Source organism: Microbispora sp. ATCC PTA-5024 (assembly GCF_000511135.2).
GTDB classification, from domain to species: Bacteria; Actinomycetota; Actinomycetes; order Streptosporangiales; family Streptosporangiaceae; genus Microbispora; species Microbispora corallina.
In genome coordinates this window covers 92,372-113,301 of sequence record NZ_KI866524.1, presented here as the reverse complement: position 1 = coordinate 113,301, position 20,930 = coordinate 92,372, and the positions used below count along the sequence as shown (strand labels likewise).

The 20,930-nt window shown below is 71.7% G+C and carries 25 protein-coding genes, 1 tRNA gene, 1 pseudogene and 2 riboswitches; of the genes and pseudogenes, 9 read left to right on the top strand and 18 right to left on the bottom strand.

Annotated features, from left to right (window positions below):
* The first annotated feature begins 203 nt into the window (after positions 1-203).
* Both MPTA5024_RS21275 and MPTA5024_RS21270 read left to right on the top strand, forming a co-directional pair.
* The gene (locus MPTA5024_RS21275) at positions 204-479 is read left to right on the top strand and encodes an ATP-binding protein (RefSeq protein ID WP_036327294.1); all 276 of its coding nucleotides are present in this window, start codon (positions 204-206) and stop codon (positions 477-479) included.
* Positions 476-1,123, top strand: a complete 648-nt coding sequence (locus MPTA5024_RS21270) for a response regulator (protein ID WP_036327291.1) — start codon at positions 476-478, stop codon at positions 1,121-1,123. Before MPTA5024_RS21275 ends, MPTA5024_RS21270 begins: the two co-directional genes overlap by 4 nt.
* Before the next feature lie 54 nt (positions 1,124-1,177).
* Here MPTA5024_RS21270 and MPTA5024_RS41125 read toward each other — a convergent pair whose 3' ends face one another.
* From MPTA5024_RS41125 to bcp, 4 genes are all read right to left on the bottom strand, one after another.
* A complete protein-coding gene (locus MPTA5024_RS41125) occupies positions 1,178-1,396 on the bottom strand; it encodes a ribbon-helix-helix protein, CopG family (protein ID WP_157099627.1) in 219 nt (72 codons plus the stop codon).
* Positions 1,372-1,444, bottom strand: a tRNA-Leu gene (locus MPTA5024_RS21265). Before MPTA5024_RS21265 ends, MPTA5024_RS41125 begins: the two co-directional genes overlap by 25 nt.
* Complete coding sequence (locus MPTA5024_RS39860; RefSeq protein ID WP_084369894.1) at positions 1,409-1,915, bottom strand: HNH endonuclease signature motif containing protein; 507 nt, start codon at positions 1,913-1,915, stop codon at positions 1,409-1,411. The genes MPTA5024_RS21265 and MPTA5024_RS39860 overlap by 36 nt, the downstream gene beginning before the upstream one ends.
* Before the next feature lie 58 nt (positions 1,916-1,973).
* Positions 1,974-2,441: a thioredoxin-dependent thiol peroxidase gene (gene bcp / locus MPTA5024_RS21260; protein WP_036327287.1), complete on the bottom strand. Its 468-nt coding sequence runs from the start codon at positions 2,439-2,441 to the stop codon at positions 1,974-1,976.
* Between the two features lie 134 nt (positions 2,442-2,575).
* Between bcp and MPTA5024_RS21255 the strand changes: the two genes are divergently transcribed.
* Positions 2,576-2,899 carry a DUF3618 domain-containing protein gene (locus tag MPTA5024_RS21255; protein WP_036327284.1) on the top strand — a complete coding sequence of 108 codons (324 nt, stop codon included), beginning with the start codon at positions 2,576-2,578 and terminating at the stop codon, positions 2,897-2,899.
* A 123-nt stretch (positions 2,900-3,022) separates the two neighbouring features.
* Here MPTA5024_RS21255 and MPTA5024_RS21250 read toward each other — a convergent pair whose 3' ends face one another.
* Complete coding sequence (locus MPTA5024_RS21250; RefSeq protein WP_036327282.1) at positions 3,023-4,198, bottom strand: amino acid deaminase/aldolase; 1,176 nt, start codon at positions 4,196-4,198, stop codon at positions 3,023-3,025.
* 198 nt (positions 4,199-4,396) lie between these two features.
* Here MPTA5024_RS21250 and MPTA5024_RS21245 point away from each other — a divergent pair, with 198 nt between their 5' ends.
* Entirely contained in the window at positions 4,397-5,002 is a 606-nt protein-coding gene (locus tag MPTA5024_RS21245; protein ID WP_051458480.1) for a DUF6286 domain-containing protein, read from the top strand.
* A 2-nt stretch (positions 5,003-5,004) separates the two neighbouring features.
* On the top strand, positions 5,005-5,481 hold the full coding sequence (locus MPTA5024_RS21240; RefSeq protein ID WP_036327280.1) for a hypothetical protein: 477 nt from the start codon (positions 5,005-5,007) through the stop codon (positions 5,479-5,481).
* Here the strand turns inward: MPTA5024_RS21240 and MPTA5024_RS21235 are convergent.
* From MPTA5024_RS21235 to MPTA5024_RS21205, 7 genes and pseudogenes are all read right to left on the bottom strand, one after another.
* Complete coding sequence (locus MPTA5024_RS21235) at positions 5,410-6,807, bottom strand: hypothetical protein (protein ID WP_036327277.1); 1,398 nt, start codon at positions 6,805-6,807, stop codon at positions 5,410-5,412. The two genes, MPTA5024_RS21240 and MPTA5024_RS21235, sit on opposite strands and share 72 nt — an antisense overlap.
* Positions 6,808-6,847: 40 nt before the next feature.
* Positions 6,848-8,221: an L-serine ammonia-lyase gene (locus MPTA5024_RS21230; protein WP_036327275.1), complete on the bottom strand. Its 1,374-nt coding sequence runs from the start codon at positions 8,219-8,221 to the stop codon at positions 6,848-6,850.
* 26 nt (positions 8,222-8,247) lie between these two features.
* On the bottom strand, positions 8,248-8,637 hold the full coding sequence (gene gcvH, locus MPTA5024_RS21225) for a glycine cleavage system protein GcvH (RefSeq protein ID WP_036327273.1): 390 nt from the start codon (positions 8,635-8,637) through the stop codon (positions 8,248-8,250).
* Entirely contained in the window at positions 8,634-9,725 is a 1,092-nt protein-coding gene (gene gcvT, locus MPTA5024_RS21220) for a glycine cleavage system aminomethyltransferase GcvT (protein WP_036327271.1), read from the bottom strand. Before gcvT ends, gcvH begins: the two co-directional genes overlap by 4 nt.
* A 31-nt stretch (positions 9,726-9,756) precedes the next feature.
* Positions 9,757-9,853, bottom strand: a riboswitch (glycine riboswitch).
* A riboswitch (glycine riboswitch) is annotated at positions 9,854-9,951 on the bottom strand. It lies immediately after the preceding riboswitch.
* A 53-nt stretch (positions 9,952-10,004) separates the two neighbouring features.
* Positions 10,005-10,325: a type II toxin-antitoxin system PemK/MazF family toxin gene (locus tag MPTA5024_RS21215; protein ID WP_036327268.1), complete on the bottom strand. Its 321-nt coding sequence runs from the start codon at positions 10,323-10,325 to the stop codon at positions 10,005-10,007.
* Positions 10,315-10,545: a hypothetical protein gene (locus MPTA5024_RS21210; protein WP_157099626.1), complete on the bottom strand. Its 231-nt coding sequence runs from the start codon at positions 10,543-10,545 to the stop codon at positions 10,315-10,317. Before MPTA5024_RS21210 ends, MPTA5024_RS21215 begins: the two co-directional genes overlap by 11 nt.
* 59 nt (positions 10,546-10,604) lie before the next feature.
* Positions 10,605-11,057, bottom strand: a pseudogene (locus MPTA5024_RS21205) (AfsR/SARP family transcriptional regulator); the annotation flags it as partial.
* 182 nt (positions 11,058-11,239) lie between these two features.
* Here MPTA5024_RS21205 and MPTA5024_RS41120 point away from each other — a divergent pair.
* A complete protein-coding gene (locus tag MPTA5024_RS41120) occupies positions 11,240-11,806 on the top strand; it encodes a DUF4240 domain-containing protein (protein WP_157099624.1) in 567 nt (188 codons plus the stop codon).
* A 298-nt stretch (positions 11,807-12,104) separates the two neighbouring features.
* Here the strand turns inward: MPTA5024_RS41120 and MPTA5024_RS21200 are convergent, their stop codons facing one another.
* Genes MPTA5024_RS21200 through MPTA5024_RS21175 form a run of 6 tightly spaced genes read right to left on the bottom strand, consistent with a single transcriptional unit; the run spans position 12,105 to position 16,957 of the window.
* Positions 12,105-12,413 carry a hypothetical protein gene (locus MPTA5024_RS21200; RefSeq protein ID WP_036327264.1) on the bottom strand — a complete coding sequence of 103 codons (309 nt, stop codon included), beginning with the start codon at positions 12,411-12,413 and terminating at the stop codon, positions 12,105-12,107.
* Positions 12,410-12,709, bottom strand: a complete 300-nt coding sequence (locus MPTA5024_RS21195) for a type II toxin-antitoxin system Phd/YefM family antitoxin (RefSeq protein WP_084369893.1) — start codon at positions 12,707-12,709, stop codon at positions 12,410-12,412. Before MPTA5024_RS21195 ends, MPTA5024_RS21200 begins: the two co-directional genes overlap by 4 nt.
* Before the next feature lie 45 nt (positions 12,710-12,754).
* Complete coding sequence (locus tag MPTA5024_RS21190; protein ID WP_036327258.1) at positions 12,755-13,441, bottom strand: gamma-glutamyl-gamma-aminobutyrate hydrolase family protein; 687 nt, start codon at positions 13,439-13,441, stop codon at positions 12,755-12,757.
* A 9-nt stretch (positions 13,442-13,450) separates the two neighbouring features.
* Positions 13,451-14,215: a 3-oxoacyl-ACP reductase gene (locus MPTA5024_RS21185; protein WP_036327255.1), complete on the bottom strand. Its 765-nt coding sequence runs from the start codon at positions 14,213-14,215 to the stop codon at positions 13,451-13,453.
* A 4-nt stretch (positions 14,216-14,219) separates the two neighbouring features.
* A complete protein-coding gene (locus MPTA5024_RS21180; RefSeq protein WP_198167379.1) occupies positions 14,220-15,605 on the bottom strand; it encodes an aldehyde dehydrogenase family protein in 1,386 nt (461 codons plus the stop codon).
* Positions 15,572-16,957, bottom strand: a complete 1,386-nt coding sequence (locus MPTA5024_RS21175; RefSeq protein WP_051458478.1) for a glutamine synthetase family protein — start codon at positions 16,955-16,957, stop codon at positions 15,572-15,574. The genes MPTA5024_RS21180 and MPTA5024_RS21175 overlap by 34 nt, the downstream gene beginning before the upstream one ends.
* Positions 16,958-17,068: 111 nt before the next feature.
* Here MPTA5024_RS21175 and MPTA5024_RS21170 point away from each other — a divergent pair, with 111 nt between their 5' ends.
* The 3 genes from MPTA5024_RS21170 to MPTA5024_RS21160 form a co-directional block, all read left to right on the top strand.
* Positions 17,069-17,803: a FadR/GntR family transcriptional regulator gene (locus MPTA5024_RS21170; RefSeq protein ID WP_036327250.1), complete on the top strand. Its 735-nt coding sequence runs from the start codon at positions 17,069-17,071 to the stop codon at positions 17,801-17,803.
* Between the two features lie 51 nt (positions 17,804-17,854).
* Positions 17,855-18,712: a hypothetical protein gene (locus tag MPTA5024_RS21165; RefSeq protein ID WP_232326584.1), complete on the top strand. Its 858-nt coding sequence runs from the start codon at positions 17,855-17,857 to the stop codon at positions 18,710-18,712.
* A gap of 57 nt (positions 18,713-18,769) precedes the next feature.
* Positions 18,770-20,930: serine/threonine-protein kinase (locus tag MPTA5024_RS21160; RefSeq protein ID WP_157099623.1), on the top strand; the 2,161-nt coding region annotated here is incomplete at its 3' end.

Here is a 20,930-nt window from a genome sequence, read left to right as displayed (position 1 = left end):
ACTCGGGCCCCCGCAGCGGCGCCGCCCCCGGCGGGGGTGACGGCGAGGAGGCACGCGTGGCCGCGGCGCCGCCTCCCGCCCCAGTCCCAGCCCCGTCTCTCGCGTCGGCCCCCTACCCGGCCCCGGCTGGGCCTTCCGCGCCGGCGGCGCCTCTCGCCCCGGCTCCAGCCGCGGCGCCGCTACCCCGCGCCGTCGACGCGGCGGTGTACCGACTCACCCAGGAGGCGCTGACCAACGTCGCCCGCCATGCCCCCGGAGCGTACGTGCGCGTCCGGATCGTCCGAGCCGAACACCGTCTGTCGCTCGACGTCACGAACGGCGCGCCGGCGTACCGGCCCGCCGCCGTCACGCACGGCGGACACGGTCTCACCGGCATGGCCGAGCGGGTCGCGGCCTGCGGCGGCACGTTCCGGGCCGCCCCCCTCCCCGACGGAGGCTTCCACGTCTCCGCGTCGATCCCGTTGGAGGCGTCGTCGTGACGATCCGCGTTCTGCTCGCCGACGACCAGACACTCGTGCTTGCGGGGCTGCGCACCATCCTGTCGGCCGAACCGGACATGGAGGTCGTCGGCCAGGCCCGCGACGGGCAGGAGGCCGTGACGCTCGCCCGCGACCTCGACCCCGACGTCGTGCTGATGGACATCCGCATGCCCCGGCTGGACGGGCTTGCCGCCGCACGGACGATCCTCGCCGGCGGCTCCCGCACCCGCGTCGTCATGCTCACCACCTTCGACCTGGACGAGTACGTGTACGAGGCGCTCCGCGACGGGGCCAGCGGGTTCCTCGTGAAGGACCTCCCGGACGAGCAGCTCGTGAGCGGGATCCGGACGGTGGCCCGGGGCGACACCCTGCTCGCCCCCTCGGTGACGCGCCGCCTCATCGAGGTGTACACGCGGCGGGCCCCCGCCCAGGCCTCCCTGCTGCCGGGGGTGCGGGCGCTGACGCCGCGCGAGGTCGAGGTGTGGCGGCTCGTGGCCCGCGGGCTGTCGAACACCGAGATCGCCTCGGAGTTGTTCGTCGGCGAGGCCACGGTGAAGACCCACGTGTCACGGATCATGGCCAAGCTCGGCGCCCGTGACCGCGTCCAGGCAGTGGTCCTCGCCTATCAGCACGGCCTCGCGTGACTCCAGCCCGATGCCCGGGCGACACCAGCGCCAGGACCTCAGCCGGGAGTGCGGTCACTCCGGCTCGGTCTGGGCGCGGAGGAGGGCGATGGCCCGGCGGATGGCCGCGGCCCGGGATTTCGCTCCCTCCGCCGCCACGAATCTCTCCAGAAAGGCGAGGTCGTCCGCGCCGAGCATGAGATTCAATTTGGCGAGCGAAGTGCGTTTCCCGGAATTATCGATGCCGTTTTCGCCTTTACGAATTCGAGTGGGGCCGGTGGGACTCGAACCCACACTGTACGGCACCTAAAGCCGCGGTCTCTGCCGTTGGACTACGGCCCCTTGTCGTTTTCCTTTGCCCGCGAAATTCTCCGTCTGAGAATGGCAATTGGGGCAGAGGAAACGCAGATTCTCTTTTCTGTTGTCGAGCCAGTTCCCGTTGATATGGTCGATATGCAACGTGAGCGGTCGGCCCTGCCAAGTGCCGCCTATCCTACAGTCTGCGCAGTGGTAGGGGACTCCCACTTCCCGCAGGGCTCGTCTGAGCTTGGTGGGCTTCTCGCGAGGCGATCCCGGCGCCATGACGACGAGCACGTCTTCCGGAAGGTGGCGTCGAGGTGAGCGCCTTCCCCGCTGATGTGCCTGTCCCAGGAAGTGGGAGGTGTCGATGTCGAAGTGCTTGAGGCGGCGGCTGATGTGGGCGTGGGTGCCGCCGGACCACGGGATCCCGAGATAGCGCAGCACATCGGCGATGCTGCTGGAGACGGCCGCGGCCTCCGCCAGGAGTTCGGGGGTGTACGTGTACTTCCGCACGCACGGGAATTTATCTCCCGGCACCGACAGTTTCCGCGACGGCGACAATGCCCATAAATCAGGAAATGCCGAGTTCCTTCGTCAGGCGGGCGACGTGACCGGTGGCCTTCACGTTGTAGAGCGCCTTTTCGACCTTGCCGTCGGCGTCGATGACGAAGGTCGACCGGATGACGCCCATCACGGTCTTGCCGTAGTTGGTCTTCTCCCCGTACACGCCGTACGCCTTGTGCACGTCGAGGCCGGTGTCCGACAGCAGCGGGAACGTCAGCGCGTCGCGTTCCCGGAACCGGCGCAGCTTGTCCGGCGCGTCCTTGGACACCCCGAGCACGACGAAGCCCCGCGTCGTGAGCGCGCCGAGGTTGTCGCGGAAGTCGCAGGCCTGCTTGGTGCAGCCGGGGGTCATGGCGGCGGGGTAGAAGTACAGGATGACCCGCTTGCCGCGGAACGACTCGAGCGACACCTCCTGGCCGTCGGCGTCGGTAAGGGTGAAGTCCGGCGCGGCGTCGCCCGGCTCGAGCTTGCTCATGACGTCCTCCTGGGAAGGTGACCCGCGGCGTTGGGCGGGCAAGCGTCCACCAAACTACCGGCTCGGCCGCTGTGCGGGACGCCCGTCCGACCTGGCAGACTGATCACACACGAATACCACAGGAGGGGGATCGCATGGCGGACACCGATCCCGAGGCGCTGGAGCGCGAGATCGAGCGGACGCGGGCGGAGCTGGCCCGCACGGTCGATGCCATCGCGGACCGGGTGAGCCCCAAGCGCGTCGCCGAGCGCGGGGTGGCAAGGCTCAAGGCCAACGCGGAGGAGTTCGTCTCCTCGATCGGAGACTTCGTGGGCGTGGGACGTCCCGCTCCGTACGCCGAGGACGGCGAGGCCCGCGACGAATACCCGCCGCCGAACCTCGCGCCGGTGCTCATCGGGGTCGGCGCGGTCGTCGTGATCGGCGCCGCCATCGTGCTGCTGCGCCGCCGCGGCCGCTGACCGCCGTCCACGCGCGACCTCAAGACGGGTAGGGCGCCCACGTCCGTGCGCGACCTCACGGCCGGAGGGCGGGATGAGGGCGCCGTCGGGCCCCGATGAGCCGCGGCGCGCCGGGAGGAGCGCTCAGAGGAACGCCTTCCCCTCGCCCCGGTACGTGGGGACCTCGTCCACCACGCGGTCGCCCTCGACGAGGTGGAGGGTGGCGAAGTGCTCGCAGAGCTCGCCGGCCTTGGCGTGGCGGAACCAGACGCGGTCGCCCACGCGGAGGTCCTCGGCGGCCTGGCCGAGCAGGGGCGTCTGGACCTCGCCCGCGCCCTCGTTCGCGTCGTAGCGGAGGCCGGCGGGCAGGTACGGCTGGGGGAGCCGGGCCGGCCCGGGCGGGCCGGAGGCGTGGTAGCCGCCCCCCAGGACGGTGGCCACGGTGGGGGACGGCTTGCGCACGACCGGCAGGGCGAACAGCGCCGCCGGGTGGCCGGAGAAGTTCCGGTAGAAGTCGAACAGCCGGGGATGGAACAGTCCCGAGCCGGCCGCGACCTCGGTGATCACGCGTTCCGCGGCGGTCTTCTCGATGCTGCCGGTGCCGCCGCCGTTGACGAACTCCAGGTCGGCCACCTGCCGTACGGCCCGGACGACGCGGCCCCTGCGGACGATGAGCTCGCGGCGTGACCGGTCCTGCATCCAGCGGATCGCGCGGCCGTACGGCCCGGGGACGTTGTCGCCCACGCCCGCGATCTGGGCTTCGTACGACATGAGCCCGACGAGCCGGAACGCGGGTCGTTTCACCACGTCGGCGGCGAAGCCGGCGGCCTGGTCCGGCTCGCGGACGGGTGAGCGCAGGGCGCCCGCGCGGAACCTGCCGGCGAGCGTCACGAACGCGGCGTCGATGTCCAGGCAGATCCGGACGGGCCGGGGCAGGCCGAGGCCCTCGATGAGGTCCAGGTGCTCGGGGGAGTCGACCATGACGGTGATCTCCCGGGCGGCGGTGTCGTCCGAGCCGAGGGCCCTCAGGGCGTCCGCGTCGACGGTGGGGTAGGCCACGAGGACGTCGCGCAGCCCGGTGGAGACCAGCCAGAGGGCCTCGGGCAGCGTGAACGCCATCACGCCGGCGAAGCCGTCCATCGCGAGGACCCGTTCGAGGATGGGGCGGCAGCGGATCGACTTGCTGGCGACGCGGATCGGCTTGCGACCGGCCCGCCGCGTCATGTCGGCGGCGTTGGCGCGCAGGGCGTCCATGTCGAGGACGGCGAAGGGGGGCCGCAGCCCCGCGGTGGCCGTGTCGAGACGCTGTCGGTCGTCCATGGCGGCAGCCTAATACGAGCACTCGAGAAATATGAGCCAGGTTCACGTTAACTGCGTGACGGCAAAGTCTGCGGCTGCTCCCGCCCATGATCGAGCAAGAGCGCGGGTGAGCGCCGTCGCCCGCCGCGCCGGGGTGTACCCATGGGCAGGTGACTACCGAGCGGACCAGGCGCGGTGTTCGGGAGGGGTGAGCGGCTGATGAGCGTCGTGCAGGAGATCCTGGCGGGCTCGACGGCCGTCCATGTCCAGGAGGAGCGCAGGCCGCCCCGGCGTGACGGGGTGAGCGCCTTGCGGCCGGCCCGCCGGCCCGCCGCCGTGGCGGTGTCCGCCGCGCTGGCGCTCACGGGCTGGGCGGCGACCGTCGAGGCCATCGCCTCCATGATGGACAGGCCGATCATGTGGCCGGCCGTGCGCCGCCTGCTCGCCACGACCTACGCCCATCCGGCCGTGCCCGCCGTCGCCGTCGCGATGATCCTCGCGGGCGCCGGGCTGGTCGCGCTGGCCGTGGTCCCGGGACGGCCCCGGCTCGTGCCGATCGAGGTGGACGACCCGCTGCTCGTCATCGGGCTGACCCGCGCGGGCCTGCGCCGGACGCTCTCCGCGGCGGCCCGGGACGTCGAGGGCGTGCGGAGGGCGCAGGTGCGCATCCTGCGCGGCCGGATCGAGGTCACCGTGGTCACCGGGACGCAGCGGGTCGGGGACCTGCTTCGCGAGGTCGGTGCGGCGGTCGGGGACCGGCTGTCCGGGCTCGGCGCGCAGGGCCGCTACGAGGTGGTCGTGCGCCTGCGCGGCAGGAGGGCCTGACCGTGTACCGCCATCTGGGGAACCGCGCCGGGATTGGCCTCGCCGGCCTGGCCCTGCTCGCCGGCGGGGTCTACGCGCTGGACGCCCGCGGCGACCGGCCCGGCGCGAGGATCGCCGACCTCGGCTTCCTGACCCGCCACCCGTGGGCGACGCCGCTGGCCGCCGGCGCCGCCATCCTGATCGCCCTGGCCGCGACGCGGTGGCTCATGGCGGCGCTCGGCTGGGGCCGGTACGGCAGCCGTACGGGCGCCGGGATCGCCATGCTCGGCGTGGCGATGAAGGGCGTCGAAGGCATCGGGAGGATCCAGGTCAGGGTCGTGCGGGGGCGCCGGCTGCGGATGTCGCTGTCGCTGGAGCCGTCGTCCGACCTGCACGAGGTGATCCGGCGGCTGGACGACACGGCCGTCTCACGCGTCCGCCGCGCGGTTGACGGCGGTGAGCTTCCGGCCCTGGTCCGGCTGCACGTCCGCCGCCGCTGACCGCCACGGGGGCGGGACGGCCCGGGACCCGAGGGCCAGCCCGGCGGCCAGACAGGCGAGGGGCACGACCGGCACGACGTACCGGTGGTCGAAGGCGGCGATCAGCGGCGGCAGCAGGAGCAGCGTCGCGGCGAACGCCCAGGGGAGCAGCGCCGCCCAGCGCCGGGCCGCCACCCCGCCGAGCCCGATGAGCAGGATCGCGGCCAGCAGCGGCCCGCGCAGGAAGCCCACCTCCTGGTAGGCCCGCAGCCAGCCGGCGTACGGCTGGACGACCTGAGTGGCCCCGGACGAGCCCTGGTAGGCCGCGGTGAGCTGGGTGGCCGTCCGTCCCGCCGAGGCGACCTTCGGGCTGAACGGCTTGACCGAGGCGGGGAAGACGTACGCGCTCTGCGGCCCGGGGGAGGGGTAGACGCGGCGGTCCCATTCGAAGGCCCACAGAGCGTCGTGCAGGCCGGTCAGCAGGAAGTCGACCGGCTGGCGGCGGATCGCGAGGGAGGCGAACTCCCCGGCCAGCCGCTCGCGGTCGGCGCCGGCCTTCTGGATGGGCGACCGGGCGTCCCAGATGTACGCCGGCGCGGCCAGCCTCGGCCCCGACGGGCACAGGACGGCCAACTCGGGGGGCGGTCGCATCGTCCCGCAGTCGGCGAACGTCATGGTCCGCGACCACAGCCACACGCTGCTGCCGCCCATGCCGTACGACCCGTAGGCGCTGTGGAACCAGACGGCGTACCCGCCGAGCACCGCCGCGGCGGCGAGCAGCCCGGCGAGCGCGGCCCGCCACCCCGGCCAGGCGAGCAGCAGGGCGACGGCGATCAGCGGCAGCCCGATCGTGCGGGTGACGGTGGCGAGCGCGAGCAGCAGCAGGGCCGCCACCACGGTCCACAGCGCGGGCCTGGGCCGCCACAGGAGCAGGGTCACGGCCGCGACCACCAGCGCCGTGAACAGCAGGTCGGCCATGACGAGGTGTTCGAGCTGGACCTGGTGGACGTCCAGCAGCACCGGCGCCGCCGCGAGCGCCGCGCCCCACCCGGGCAGCCGCGTACGGCGGCGCAGCAGCACGTACACGCAGGTCGCGATGGCGAGTCCCAGCAGGTGCTGCACGACGGCGACGGCGGCAAGGCTGTGCAGCGGGCTCAGCGCCCACAGGAACACCGAGTAGCCCGAGGGCCGCGACTCCAGCGGGCGCAGGTCGAGCCCGGAGCTGAGATAGGCGAAGGAGTCGGCCCAGAACCACAGGGCCGGCCGGTACCCGAGCACGGCGAGGGCGCGCAGCACCACGCCCAGGGCCAGCACGAGCAGGAACACCCGGTGCGAGCGCAGCTTCACGACACCTCCAGACCGGCCGGGGACCCGGCCAGCCTAGAGGTCAGCACTCGATGACGTTGACGGCCAGTCCGCCGCGCGAGGTCTCCTTGTACTTGTCCAGCATGTCCCTGCCGGTGTCGCGCATGGTCTTGATGGCCTTGTCGAGCGACACGAAGTGGCGGCCGTCGCCGCGCAGCGCGATCCGGGCCGCCGCGATGGCCTTGATCGAGGCCACCGCGTTCCGCTCGATGCAGGGGATCTGGACCAGTCCGCCGATGGGGTCGCAGGTGAGGCCCAGGTTGTGCTCGATCCCGATCTCGGCGGCGTTCTCCACCTGCTCGGGGGTGCCGCCCAGCGCCTCGGTGAGACCGGCGGCCGCCATCGAGCAGGCCGAGCCGACCTCGCCCTGGCAGCCGACCTCGGCGCCGGAGATCGAGGCGTTCTCCTTGAACAGCACGCCGATGGCCCCCGCGGTGAGCAGGAAGCGGACGACGCCGTCCTCGTCGGCAGCCGGGAGGAACCGCATATAGTACGACAACACCGCCGGGATGATCCCGGCGGCGCCGTTGGTCGGGGCCGTCACGATGCGGCCCCCGGCGGCGTTCTCCTCGTTCACGGCCAGGGCGAACAGGGTCACCCAGTCCATCGCTTGGAGCGGGTCTTTGCCGTCGGACTCGCTCTGCAGCCTGCGGAACAGCTGGTTGGCCCGGCGGCGCACCTTCAGCCCGCCCGGCAGGACGCCCTCGCGGGTGCTGCCCCGCCGCACGCACTCGGCCATCACCGACCACAGGCGCAGCAGCCCCTCGCGGATCTCCTCCGCGGTGCGGCCGAAGGCCTTCTCGTTCTCCAGCATGAGCCCGGAGATCGACAGGCCGGTGTCGGCGCAGCGCGCGAGCAGCTCGGCGGCCGTCGTGAAGGGGTACGGCAGGACGGTGTCGTCGGGCTTGATCCGGTCGGCGCCGGTCGCGTTCTCGTCGACGACGAAGCCGCCGCCGACCGAGTAGTAGACCTTCTCCCGCAGCGGGGTCCCGTCGGCGTACGCGGTGAACCGCATGCCGTTCGGGTGGTGGGGGAGGGAGATCTTGCGCTCGAAGACCAGGTCCTCGCCGACGACGAAGGGGATCTCGTGGAGGCCGTACAGGCGGACGGTCCCGTCGGCGCGCATCCGCGCGAGCCGGTCGTCGACGGTGTCGACGTCGACAAGCTCGGGCTTCTCGCCGGACAGGCCGAGCAGGACGGCCTTGTCGCTGCCGTGGCCCTTGCCCGTCAGCCCGAGCGAGCCATAGAGGATCGCCTCAACCCGGGTGACCTTCTCCAGCAGCCCGTCCTCGTGCAGGCCGCGGGCGAACTTGTGCGCCGCCGCCATCGGGCCGCCCGTGTGCGAGCTGGACGGCCCGATGCCCACCTTGAACAGGTCGAAGACGCTGATCGCCATTGATCAATGCCTTTCGGGGGGCGGTGTCAGGACTCGGCGGCGGTGAGCGCGCCGTACTCGGCCGCCGACAGCAGGTCGTCCGGCTCCTCCTCGATGCGGACGCGGAACAGCCAGCCCTCGCCGTACGGGTCGGAGTTGACCAGCGACGGGTCGTCGACGACGGCCGCGTTCGTCTCCACGATCTCCCCGCCGACGGGCGCGAAGATGTCGCTCACCGACTTGGTCGACTCGACCTCGCCGACCGCGTCACCGGCCGCCACGGCGGACCCCACCTCGGGCACCTGCACGTAGACCACGTCGCCGAGCTGCTCAGCCGCGAAGGCGGTGACGCCGACGGTGACCGTCAGGCCGTCGTCGAGCCCCGCCACCCACTCGTGCTCCTTGGTGTAGCTCAGCTCGTCGGGAATGCTGCTCACTTGGTCCTCCTGTAAAAAGGCAGGTCAACGATGTCGACCGGTTCCTGGCTGCCGCGGATGTCGACCGCCAGGCCGCCGGCGTCGGCCGCGTCCGCGGCCACGTACGCGATCGCCACGGGCCTGCCGAGCGACTGCGACGGCGCGCCGCTGGTGACCTCCCCGACGACCTCGCCGTCGCGGGTGACGGGGTAGCCGTGCCGCGGCACCCGGCGGCCGCGGGCGACCAGGCCGACCAGACGGCGGGCCGGCTCGCTCTCGGCGGCCTTGGCCAGCGCGGCCCTGCCGACGAAGTCGCCCGGCTTGTCGAACCGGACCACCCGGCCGAGGCCCGCGTCGAACGGCGTCGTGCTCGCGCCGAGCTCGTTGCCGTACAGCGGCATGCCGGCCTCCAGGCGCAGCGTGTCGCGGGCGGACAGCCCGGCCGGGACGAGTCCCAGCTCCGACCCCGCGTCCGACAGCGCGTTCCACAGCGGCACGGCGTCATCATTGCGTACGAACAGCTCGAACCCGTCCTCGCCGGTGTACCCCGTACGGGCGATCAGCGCGTGCGCCCCGGCGACCGTGGCGGGCAGGATGGCGTAGTACTTGAGGCCGTCCAGGTCGGCGTCGGTCAGCGAGCCCAGGATCTCGGCGCTGCGCGGGCCCTGCACCGCGACCAGCGCGTACGCGTCGGACCGGTCCTCCACCCGGGCGTCGTACGCCCCGGAGCGCGCGGCCAGCTCCCCGGCGACCGCGGCGTAGTTGGAGGCGTTGGCGACGACCATGAACTCCTCGTCGCCCAGCCGGTAGACGATGAGGTCGTCGAGGATGCCGCCCTCCTCGTTCACGATCATCGTGTAGCGGGCGCGGCCGGGGGTCAGCGCGCTCAGATGGCCGACCAGGGCGTGGTCGAGGGCTTCGCCCGCCTGGGGGCCCGTCAAGAAAATCTCGCCCATGTGGGACAGGTCGAACAGCCCCGCGGCCGTCCGCACGGCGTTGTGCTCGGCCGACTCGCTGCCGTACCGCAGGGGCATCTGCCAGCCGGCGAAGTCGGTCAGGGTCGCGCCAAGGCTTTCGTGGACCCCGCGGAGCGGGGTGGATCGGGACATGATCGCACCTCGGAAAGGACGGATGAGAGCATCCTCCCCCTCTGTCATGGGTGCCTGAGAGCTTCGTCCGATCTTTGCCGGACTTTCACCTTCGGCGAGGCCTGGGCGGCCTTCTTTCCAGAGGACACCTGGCCCGCACGGTCCTTTGCCTTGAGAGGTTCGCGGGGAGGGCTTGCTCCTTCAGGGGTCCTGACCGGCTGCCAGGACGCTCTCCCGCACGGGATCACTGGTGTCGTGCCAGCCTAACGGCTCACGCCCATCCCCGTCACGTGCCGGGAGCTACCACCGGAACAGCCCGAGGAAGCCTCGCAAGGCAACATTGATCTCGTGCATCTCATGTGGATCGAGGCGGCCGGCGAAGTCGCCCAACCGGGAGGTGTCCACCGCGCTGATCTGGTCGACGAGCACGCGCGTCGACTTGCCGTCCAGTTCTATCTCGGGACGGAACACCGCCCGGCCGGCGCTCGTCGAGGTCGGCGCGACGACCAAGGTGGAGAGGGCGAACCCGTCCGACTGCACAACCACGGCGAAGCGCTCGCCACGTTGCTCGTGCCCGATCGTGCCGCGAGGACTCCGCAGCCGGCAGACGTCACCACGCATCCGGGTAACCGAGATCGTGGCGGATCGCGCGGATCTCGGCCAGGTCGTCGGGGTCATTGCCCAGCCTGACTGCATCTGTTCGAGCCTGCTCCAGCCACCGCAGGCGATCCGCGAGCCGGATCGCATCCCGCACCACGTCTGCGGCGGACTTCCCGTCGGCCGTGAGGCGGGCGAGGATCTGCTCCGTCGCGGGATCGAGATCGATCGTCAGCACACCCATATTGTCACTGTAAGCCGAGCCCTGCGCAGGCCTTCGCGCCTATCCGTGAGTGTCCTGTCTCAGAGTGTGACGACCGGGGGATCGGCGGCGAGGATGCGGTGGTGGAGGGACTGAGTGGCGGGGGCGGGTTCCACCCCCGCCTGCTCGACGAGGCGGTGCCGGAGGCGCCGGTAAGCGATCGAGGCGTCGTGCGAGCGGCCGGACCTGTACAGAGCCAGCATGAGCTGCCGGTGGGGACGCTCGCGCAGCGGATGCCGGCTCGTCCAGTCTCCGAGCGTGCCGACGATCTCGTGGTGGTAGCCACGTGCCAGTCGTACGTCGAACAGGTCCTCGGTCACAGAACGGCGGTCCTCGTCGAGCCGGTCACCCCAGGCGACCAGTTCGTCGGTCCGTCCCATGTCGAACAGGGCGTCGCCCCGCCAGAACCGCAACGCGTCGTCGAAATGGTTCTCCGCTTCGGAGAGGTTCCCATTCCTTTGGGCGGTTCTCCCCCGGGCGGCGAGGTCGCCGAAGACCGCGGCGTCTTGACCACTCTAGAAATATTCAGACGATAACCGCGTTGATCTATGCGGTGGGCGCGGTTGTGACAGTGACTACGACCCAACCGATCCTACTTACGGAGGTTAGATGCGTAAGGGCGGTGGACTGCCGATTGCCCCGCCGCTCTTCCTGGCGTTGACAAGGGAATGATTCGGTGACACACGATGCCTTCTGGGAGCTCATCGGCCTGCTTGATGGAGTCATTGACGAGGATGGTGCCGACCTGCTGCAAGCGCGTCTAGCGTCGCTGTCGACGGAAGTGGTTGAGGGCTTCGCGACTAACCTCGCAGACAAGGTGCGCGCCTTGGCCAGACTTCCTATCGAGGGCGTCCCTGTTCCTGACGCTAGCGACATGGGTGGTCAGGCGCTTTCGGCTTTGGGAGATTCTCTCGAAAATCTGCTGTATGCGATCGTCGCCGCTGGGCGAGCCAATTACTCTGCGGCCATCGAAGAGCCCTCGAGCATCGAAGATGGAGACTGGGATGGAGGAGAGGCCGAACTCCTGGTCGACGCCGTAGCCACGGTCCTGTGGAGCCGAGCATGCCTGGATTGGTACGAGGACTTCGATCCTTTTCTGGCCGACTTGCCGGCCGATCCGCGATGGTATGAAACCGCTCGTGGTTCGGCCTGGAAGAGTGCCCCGCGTCGAGGGCGGTATTGCTCGCCGCTTTCCAACTCCTCTATCACGCGCGTGCCGCACCCGGTGTGTGTCGGTCGGTAATCCGTGTCGCGGCCATTTGGCTGATCGCGTGGTCGGTGCTTGGGTTTGCTCTGATGGCGACGTCCGCCATCCAGCCGACCGGGCTCGATTCACTTCCGGTGGCGACAAGTTCGGCGCTGTACTTGGGCTCCGGCGTAACGGCACTCCTCTCCTTGGTCCGAAACCGGAACTCGGATGACGCCGTTGCGCAGTGAGAGGCGCCGGCGGCCGTGTCGGCACGTGCCCAGGGTCAGAGGTGGCGGTGCCACGTGGTCGGCTGCGAGTTACACCACTCGACGGGACGTCATCGTCGACCGATTCATGAGCGATAGATGTTGTGGTAGCCGACGGCCAGCCAGGTGATGAGGAGCTCGCCTGAACCGTCCTCTTCGACCGTGAAGGTGAACAGAGCTCGCTCGTCCGGCGATGCGAGGCTCCACGTCAGCGAATAGACGTCATCGATTTTGTGGATGCGTAAGCGGCGTGGCCACGGAGCCTTGCCGAGGTGGGCGCCCCGCTCCAAGGCGGGGACGAAATCCTCGAACACCACCTGCTGGAACAGCTTGCGATGCTCGGCCGGGAGTCTGCGGAAGTCGACGTCGAACTGAGCGGTGCGGCGGTATATCACCGCTCGGTCTCCAGGTCGGCGAACATGTCGTCCATCGACTCGAACGTCCTGGTGCGGCCCTCCGCCACGTCATCCTTCGCCTTCGCGAGCTTCTCCTGCCACCCAGGTGTGTAGAACCACGCGTCCTCCTCGGGAATGATCCGGGCGAGACGACGGCCGTCCCTGGTGAGGATCGTGTGCACGTGCCCGTAGACCGCCTGGTTGACGAGTTCGGCGAGGTCCTTGCGGGCCTGGGTGGTGCTGACCTCCTGCACCGTGTACGGCGGAGGCGGAAAGTCTGGGGCGGTTTCGCTCATGTACGTAGCGTACGCGTTGTACGTCAGGACGCCCTCGCATGTTTCTCAGGCGGCGGCCCGGACGAGGGCGTCGAACAGGGGGCCGTCCTCGTCGGCTTCGGGGTGCCACTGGACGGCCAGGGCGAACCCGGCCCCGGCGACCTCGACGGCCTCGATCGTGCCGTCGTCGGAGCGGGCGGTCGCCTCCAGGCCGTCGGCTAGTTTGTCGATCGCCTGGTGGTGATAGTGGGCCGGGATCAGGTCCTCGGCCTCGTAGATCGTGGCCAACGACGGCGAGAGCCGTACAGGGAGGCGGCCGAACGTGCCGGGGGCGGGGGAGTGGTCCGTGCTCCCGACCACGTCGGGCAGGTGCTGGTGGAGGGTGCCCCCCAGGGCCACGTTGAGGACCTGCATGCCGCGGCAGATCCCTAGGAACGGCAGGCCGGCCCGCAAAGCCGCCGCCATCATCGCAAACTCGGCCTCATCCCGAAATTTCCGGACGTATCCGGTCTGGGGGGCCGCCTCACACCCGTACCGGGCGGGGTCGATGTCGCCCCCGCCCGCGATGATCAGCCCGTCCAGCCGCCCCACCAGGGACGACGGGTCCCCGGCGGGTGGCAGGATGACCGGCTGGCCGCCGGCCCGCGTGATGTGCTCCACGTACATGTACGGCAGCAGCGCCGCCGGCATGTCCCACACGGTGAACTTCGCCGGCTCCACATAGCACGTGACGCCGATGACGGGACGGGCCATCACACGCTCCTACAGCGGCGTGACGTACGCGCCGGAGATGCCGCCGTCGACGAGGAACTCCGAGGCGGTGATGAACGACGCGTCGTCGGAGGCCAGGAACGCGACCGCCGCGGCGATCTCCTCGGCGCGGGCGAAGCGGCCGATCGGCACGTGGACGAGGCGGCGCTGGGCGCGCTCGGGGTCCTTGGCGAACAGCTCCCGCAGCAGCGGGGTGTCGACCGGGCCGGGGCACAGGGCGTTCACCCGGATGCCCTCGCGGGCGAACTGGACGCCCAGCTCGCGGCTCATCGCCAGCACGCCGCCCTTCGACGCGGTGTACGAGATCTGTGAGGTGGCCGAGCCCATGACCGCCACGAACGACGCGGTGTTGATGATCGAGCCCTTGCCCTGCCGCTGCATGTACGGGATCACGTGCTTGCAGCACAGGTACACGCTGGTGAGGTTGACCTCCTGCACCCGCCGCCACGCGTCCAGCCCCGTCGAGAGGATCGAGTCGTCGTCAGGAGGCGAGATGCCGGCGTTGTTGAACGCGATGTCCACGCTGCCGTAGGCCTCGAACGCCTCCCGGTACATCCTCGAGACGTCGGCCTCCTGAGCCACGTCGGCCTGGACGAACAGGCCGCCGACCTCGTCGGCCGCCTTGGTCCCGGCGACCTCGTCGAGGTCCGCGACCACGACCTTGGCGCCCTCCTCGGCGAACCGGCGGGCGGTGGCCAGCCCGATGCCGCTGCCCGCGCCCGTGATGACGGCGACGCGGTCCTGCAAACGCTGCATGTGTCTACTCCGTGGAAATGAAGACGTTCTTGGTCTCGGTGAAGGCGGCCAGCGCGTCGGGGCCGAGCTCCCGTCCCAGGCCCGACTGCTTGAAGCCGCCGAACGGGGTCCAGTAGCGGACGCTGGAGTGGGAGTTCACGGACAGGTTGCCCGCCTCGACGGCCCGGGCCACCCGCAGCGCCCGGCCGACGTCCCGGGTCCAGATCGACCCCGAGAGGCCGTAGAGCGTGTCGTTGGCGATCCGCACGGCGTCGGCCTCGTCGTCGAACGGGACGACCGCGACCACCGGCCCGAAGATCTCCTCGGTGAACGCCCGCCGGAACGACTCCGAGGACGACCCCGCCAGCACCGTCGGCGGGAACCAGAAGCCCGGGCCGGCCGGGCACGAGCCGATGACGTACGGCTCCAGGTCTCCGACGTACGAGGCGACGCGTTCCCGGTGCTCGGCACTGATCAGCGGGCCCATCTGGGTCGCCGGGTCGTTAGGGTCCCCGACCGTCACCCCCCGTACGGCCTCGGCCAGCCGCAGAAGGAAGTCGTCGTAGACGGAACGCTCCACCAGGATGCGCGAGCGGGCGCAGCAGTCCTGGCCGGAGTTGTCGAACACGGCCATGGGCGCCGACTCGGCGGCCCTGGCCAGGTCGGAGTCGGCGAACACGATGTTGGCGCTCTTGCCGCCCAGCTCCAGCGTCACGCGCTTCACCTGCTCGGCGGCCTTCGCGCCGATCAGTTTCCCGACCTCGGTCGACCCCGTGAAGACGATCTTCCGGACGTCCGGGTGCTCGACGAGCCGCGCCCCGGCGACCTCGCCCTCGCCCGGGACGACCTGGAGGACGCCCTCGGGGATGCCGGCCTCCAGGGCCAGCTCGGCGAGGCGCAGCGCGGTCAGCGGCGTCCACTCGGCGGGCTTGACGATCACCGTGTTCCCGGCGGCGAGGGCCGGGGCGACCCCCCAGGTCATGATGACCATGGGGAAGTTCCACGGCACGATGATCCCGACCACGCCCAGCGGCTCGGAGAACGTCACGTCGATCCCGCCCGCGACCGGGATCTGCCTGCCGTGGTCGCGCTCGGGCGCGCCGGCGTAGTAGTTCAGCACGTCGCGGACGTTGCCGGCCTCCCAGCGGGCGTTGCCCACCGTGTGCCCGGCGTTGGCGATCTCCAGCCGGGCCAGCTCCTCCGCGTGGTCCTCCACGAGGGCGGCGAAGCGCCGCAGCAGCCCGGCCCGCTCGCCGGGCGCGACGGCCCGCCAGGCCGGGAAGGCCCGCCGCGCCCGTTCGACCACGCGGTCCACCTCGGCCGCGTCGGCCATCTCGACCTCGGCGATCACGTCCTCGGTCGCCGGATTGACTATCTTCACAACCGTTCGAACCCCCGATAGAGCTCCCAGTCGGTGACCGCCGCGTCGAAGGCGGCCAGCTCGACCCTCGCGTTGTTGGCGTAGTGCTCGACGACGTCCTTGCCGAAGGCGTCCTCGGCCGTCCGCGAGCCCTCCCACAGGGCCAGCGCGTCGCGCAGCGTGCTCGGCACCCGCTCGGCGTCGCTGTCGTAGGCGTTCCCCGTGAACGCGTCCTCCAGCGTCATCTCCTCGTCGATTCCGCGCAGGCCGGCCGCGATCATCCCGGCGACCGCGAGGTACGGGTTGACGTCGCCGCCCGGCACCCGGTTCTCCACGCGGAGTGAGGAGCCGTGGCCGACCAGGCGCAGCGAGCAGGTCCGGTTGTCGACGCCCCACTTCACGGCGGTGGGGGCGAAGCTGCCGGCCACGTACCGCTTGTAGGAGTTGACGTTGGGGGCGTAGAGCAGGGTCAGCTCGCGCATCGCCGCGAGCTGCCCGGCCACGAAGCGGCGGCCGGTCTCCGACAGCCCGTGAGGGCCCGCCATCACGGGCTCGCCCGACGCGTCCCGGAGGGAGATGTGGATGTGGCAGGAGTTGCCCTCGCGCTGGTTCGGCTTGGCCATGAACGTGATCGACCGGCCCTCCTGGGCGGCGATCTCCTTGGCGCCGTTCTTGTAGATAACGTGGTTGTCGCACGTCGTGAGCGCGTCTGCGTACCGGAAGGCGATCTCGTGCTGGCCGAGGTTGCACTCGCCCTTGGCCGACTCGACGTACAGGCCGGCGCCCTCCATGCCGAGCCTGATCTTGCGCAGCAGCGGCTCGATGCGGGCGGTGCCGAGCAGTGAGTAGTCCACGTTGTAGAGGTTGGCCGGGGTCAGGTCGCGGTAGCCCCTCCGCCAGGCGTCCTCGTAGCCGTCGTTGTAGACGCAGAACTCGAGCTCGGTGCCGACGTACGCCGTCCAGCCGCGCTCGGCGAGCCGGGCGACCTGCCGGCGCAGGATCTGCCGGGGGGAGGGGACGACGTCCGAGCCGTCCTCCCACACGAGGTCGGCCAGCAGCATGACGGTGCCCTCGTGCCACGGCACGCGGCGCAGCGTGGACAGGTCGGGCTTCATGACGAAGTCGCCGTAGCCGCGCTCCCAGGACGACATGGCGTAGCCGCCCACCGTGTTCATGTCGACGTCGACGGCGAGGAGGTAGTTGCACCCCTCGGCGGCGTGGCTCAGCACCTCCTCCAGGAAGTACCGCGCCGACAGGCGCTTGCCCTGCAGCCGTCCCTGCATGTCGGTGACCGCGAGCAGGACGGTGTCCACCCGGCCCGCATCGACGTCGCCGCGAAGCTGCTCAACGCTGAGCACGGCGCCTCCCGTCCAAAAGTCTGGAACCAGACCATTGAAGGGCATGCAAGCACCAGCTCCGCCCCTTAGTCAACAATGGAAATTGGTCTAACCTCGGCGCAGGGGCGCGGGGAATCCGCCGGGGACCGGGACGCGCGGGCGGAGGGACGGTACGGGATGGACGGCGCCGCCGGGGTCACCGGGGCGGTCTCGCTGCTGCGGCCGGTCAGGGCCGGCAACGCGTTCGAGGAGACGGTCGAGCGCCTGCTGCAGGCGATCAAGCTGGGCGTCGTGGGCCACGGCGACAAGCTCCCGCCCGAGCGGGAGCTCGCGGCGCGGCTCGGCATCAGCCGGGTCACGCTGCGGGAGGCGATCCGCGCGCTGCAGGAGGCCGGCTACCTCGACGTGCGGCGGGGCCGGTACGGGGGCGCCTTCGTCGTCTACCGGCCGCCGAGCCCGAGGAAGGGCGACCTGCGCCGGGCCGTCAACGAGATGGGCCAGTCGGACCTGGAGGACGCGCTGACGTTCCGGATGGCCGTGGAGTGCGGCGCGGCTCAGGTCCTGGCCGGCTCGCAGCTCGGCCCGCGGCAGCGGGAGACGCTGACCGCCCGCCTGTCCGCGGTGAACGACGCGGCCCCGGCCGACTACCGCCGGATGGACATCGCGTTCCACCTCGCCATCGCGGAGCTGACCGGTTCGCCGCTGCTGGCCGGCGCCTGCGCCGACGCCCGCCTGAGGGTGACCGACCTGCTCAACGCCATCCCCGTGCTGCGTCCCAACATCGAGCACGCGGCCGCTCAGCACGCCGCCATCGTCGAGGCGATCCTCGACGGGGACCCCGAGGCGGCCCGGCGCGCCGTGGCCGAGCACCTGGAGGGCACCGCCGCGCTGCTGCGCGGTTTCCTCGCCTGAGCGCCGCAGCGGTCGAACCGGGCCGTAGCATCAAGGACCGGGGACCTCTTCATGTCTGACTGGTTTCATGAACGCATCGTCGACACGCATCGGCTGCCGCTGTTCTGCTTCTTCGTGGCGCTGATCGTCGCGTTCCTCTGCACCCGGGTGAACGTGCGGCTGATCCGGGCGCGGGCGCGGTGGTTCGGCAACGTGAACGTCGGCGAGACGCACATCCACCACGTCGTGTTCGGCGTGGTGCTGATGCTGCTCGGGGGCGTCGCGGGGCTGGTGCTGTCCGGGGTGTCGACGGGGTGGTACTCCTTCACGGCCGCCGTCTTCGGGGTCGGCTCGGCCCTCGTGCTGGACGAGTTCGCGCTGATCCTGCACCTGCGGGACGTGTACTGGCAGGAGGAGGGCCGCACCTCGGTCGACGCGGTCTTCGTCGCGCTGGCGGCCACCGGCCTGCTGCTGCTCGGCATGCGCCCGCTCGGCTGGGACGGGCAGCCCACCGGGGGCCGCTGGACGGCCGTGGCGTTCCTCGTGGTCAACCTGGTCTTCGCCGTCGTCACGTTGCTCAAGGGCAAGATCTGGAGCGGCATCGCGGGGCTGTTCTTCCCGCCGTGCCTGTACGTCGGGGCGGTCAGGCTGGCGAGGCCCGGCTCGCCGTGGGCCCGCTGGTACTACTCCGAGGTCGCCCGGCGGCCCAAGCCGAGGCGGATGGCCAGGGCCGTGCACCGCGAGGAGCGCTGGCGCCGTCCTGTCATCCGAGTCAAGATCGCTGTCCAGGAGTTCGTCTCGGGGCGGCACGATTTGCCCGCCCCGCAGCCCCGGGCGTACCGGCGGCGGCAGGGCGCGCCCCGCCACCCGCGGCTCGCGGCCGCCCGGGTGGAGCGGCGCTGGAGGTCCCACCGGTCCCGGATCCGCTGAGAACCGCACCGCCTCCCGACGCGTCCAACCCGGTGGCCGGGAGGAGGCTGGTGCGGGGTGACGGGGAGGCTGCGTCCGGAGGATCCGGAGCGGTTGGGGGAGTACTGGCTCGCCGGGCGGCTGGGCGCCGGCGGCCAGGGGGTCGTGTACGAGGCGTACGACGGCGAGGGCCGCCGGGTGGCGGTCAAGGTGCTGCACGGCGGCGCGGCGGCCGACCCCGAGACGAGGGAGCGGCTCGGGAGGGAGGCGGCGGCGGCCCGGCGGGTCGCGTCGTTCTGCACCGCCCGGGTCGTCGCCGCCGACCTCGACGGCCCCCGGCCGTACCTCGTCAGCGAGTACGTCGAGGGGCCGAGCCTGCGCCGCGCGGTCGCGGAGGGGCACCCGTTCGCCGGGGACGACCTGCACCGGCTGGCGACCGCGGTCGCGACGGCGCTGACGGCCGTGCACGAGGCGGGCGTGGTGCACCGCGACCTGAAGCCCGACAACGTGCTGCTGGGCCCGGACGGCCCCCGGGTGATCGACTTCGGGATCGCCCGGACCCTGGAGATGTCGCTGACGACCGCGGGCCTGGTCGCCGGCACGCCGACGTACATGGCGCCGGAGGTGTTCACCGGGCAGCGGGCCGGCGCCCCGGCGGACGTGTTCGCCTGGGGCGGGATCGTGCTGTTCGCCGCCACCGGGCGGGATCCGTTCACGGCGGAGAGCCTGGGCGGGGTCATGCACCGCGTGCTGTCGGCCGACCCGGACCTGTCCGCGCTCCCCGAGGGGCTGCGGCCGCTGGTGGGCGCGGCGCTGGCCAAGGACCCGGTGGCCCGTCCCACGGCCCGCGACCTGCTCATGGCCCTCATCAGCGGCGGCTCGGCGGTCGAGGTGGGCCGCCTGCTCGCCGAGGGGACCAGGGCGGCGAGCGGCGTGGAGGCCCCGGCCGGGAACGACCCGGCGCTGGGCCTGCTCGCCGAGGAGGCGTACGGTTCGCTCGGCGACCGCGAGCGGGATCTGGTGCCCCAGATCTTCCTGCGCCTGGTGGCGGTCTCCCCCGACGGGGAGCTCGGCACCCGGCGGATGCCCGGGGACGAGGCGCCGCCCGAGGCGGAGCCGGTCCTGCGGGCCTTCGCCTACGTGCTGGGCAGGAGCGACCGGGAGATCTCCCTCGCCCGCCCGGCCGTGCTGCGGGCCTGGCCTCGGCTGCGGGCGTGGGTCGCGGACGAGTGGGACGGCCTGCCGGTCCACGCGGGGATCCGCGGCCAGGCCCGGCAGTGGGACGACCACGGACGCCGCGACGGCGACCTGCTGCAGGGGAGCCGTCTGGACGCGGCCCTGGGCTGGGCCGCCGCGGGACGGCGCCACCTGCGGCTCAACCCGCTCGAACGGGACTTCCTCGACGCGTCCGCGGCGCTGACCCGCCGCCGTGCGCGGCGGCGCCGACTCCTCACAGCGGCGCTGGCCGTCCTGCTCGCGCTGTCGCTGGCCGGCGGCGGCCTGGCGGCGTACCAGGGCGGCCGGATCGCGGAGCAGCGCGACAGGATCGGGGAGCAGCGCGACCAGATCACCGCGCAGCGCGACCAGGCGCTCGGCCGGGAGCTGGCCTTCGTCTCGGGGACCCTGCGCACGACCGACCCCGTGACCGCGATGCTGCTCAGCGTCGCCGCCTGGCGGCTCGCCCCCGGGGCGGAGGCGAGGTCCGGCCTCCTGTCCTCGCTCTACCAGCCGGAGGTCGCCTCCTTCCGGCCGTGGCGGGATGACGGCCTGCAGGCGCTGAGCGGCGACGGCCGCAGGCTCGTCAGCGCGTCCGACGGGGAGATACGGCTCTACGACGTGCCGGGCCAACGAGAGATCCGGCGGTTCCCGGCGCCGGAGCTCCACGGCGGCCCCCTGTTCGACGTCGCGCTGAGCCCAGGTGCGCGGTCGGTCGCCGTGGTGACGGGGAGCCGGGTGGTGGTCTGGGATCTGGCGACCGGCCGCCGAAGTGCGGAGCTGAGCCTTCCCGGCGCGAGCGCCCAGGGCGAGGTCGACTTCGGGGACGGCGAGTCGGCGCTCGGCGTCCTCGAGGACGGCAACGGCTTCGTCTGGGACCTGACGACCGGCGGGACGTACGGCCGCGGCGCGGAGGGCGGCTGGCCCGACGCGGTGCCCGCCGTGTCGCGGTCCGGCCGGCTGGCCGCGGTCGCGGCGGGAGGGGTGACCGTGTGGCGGCTGCCGGGGCGGGTCCGGGAGCCGG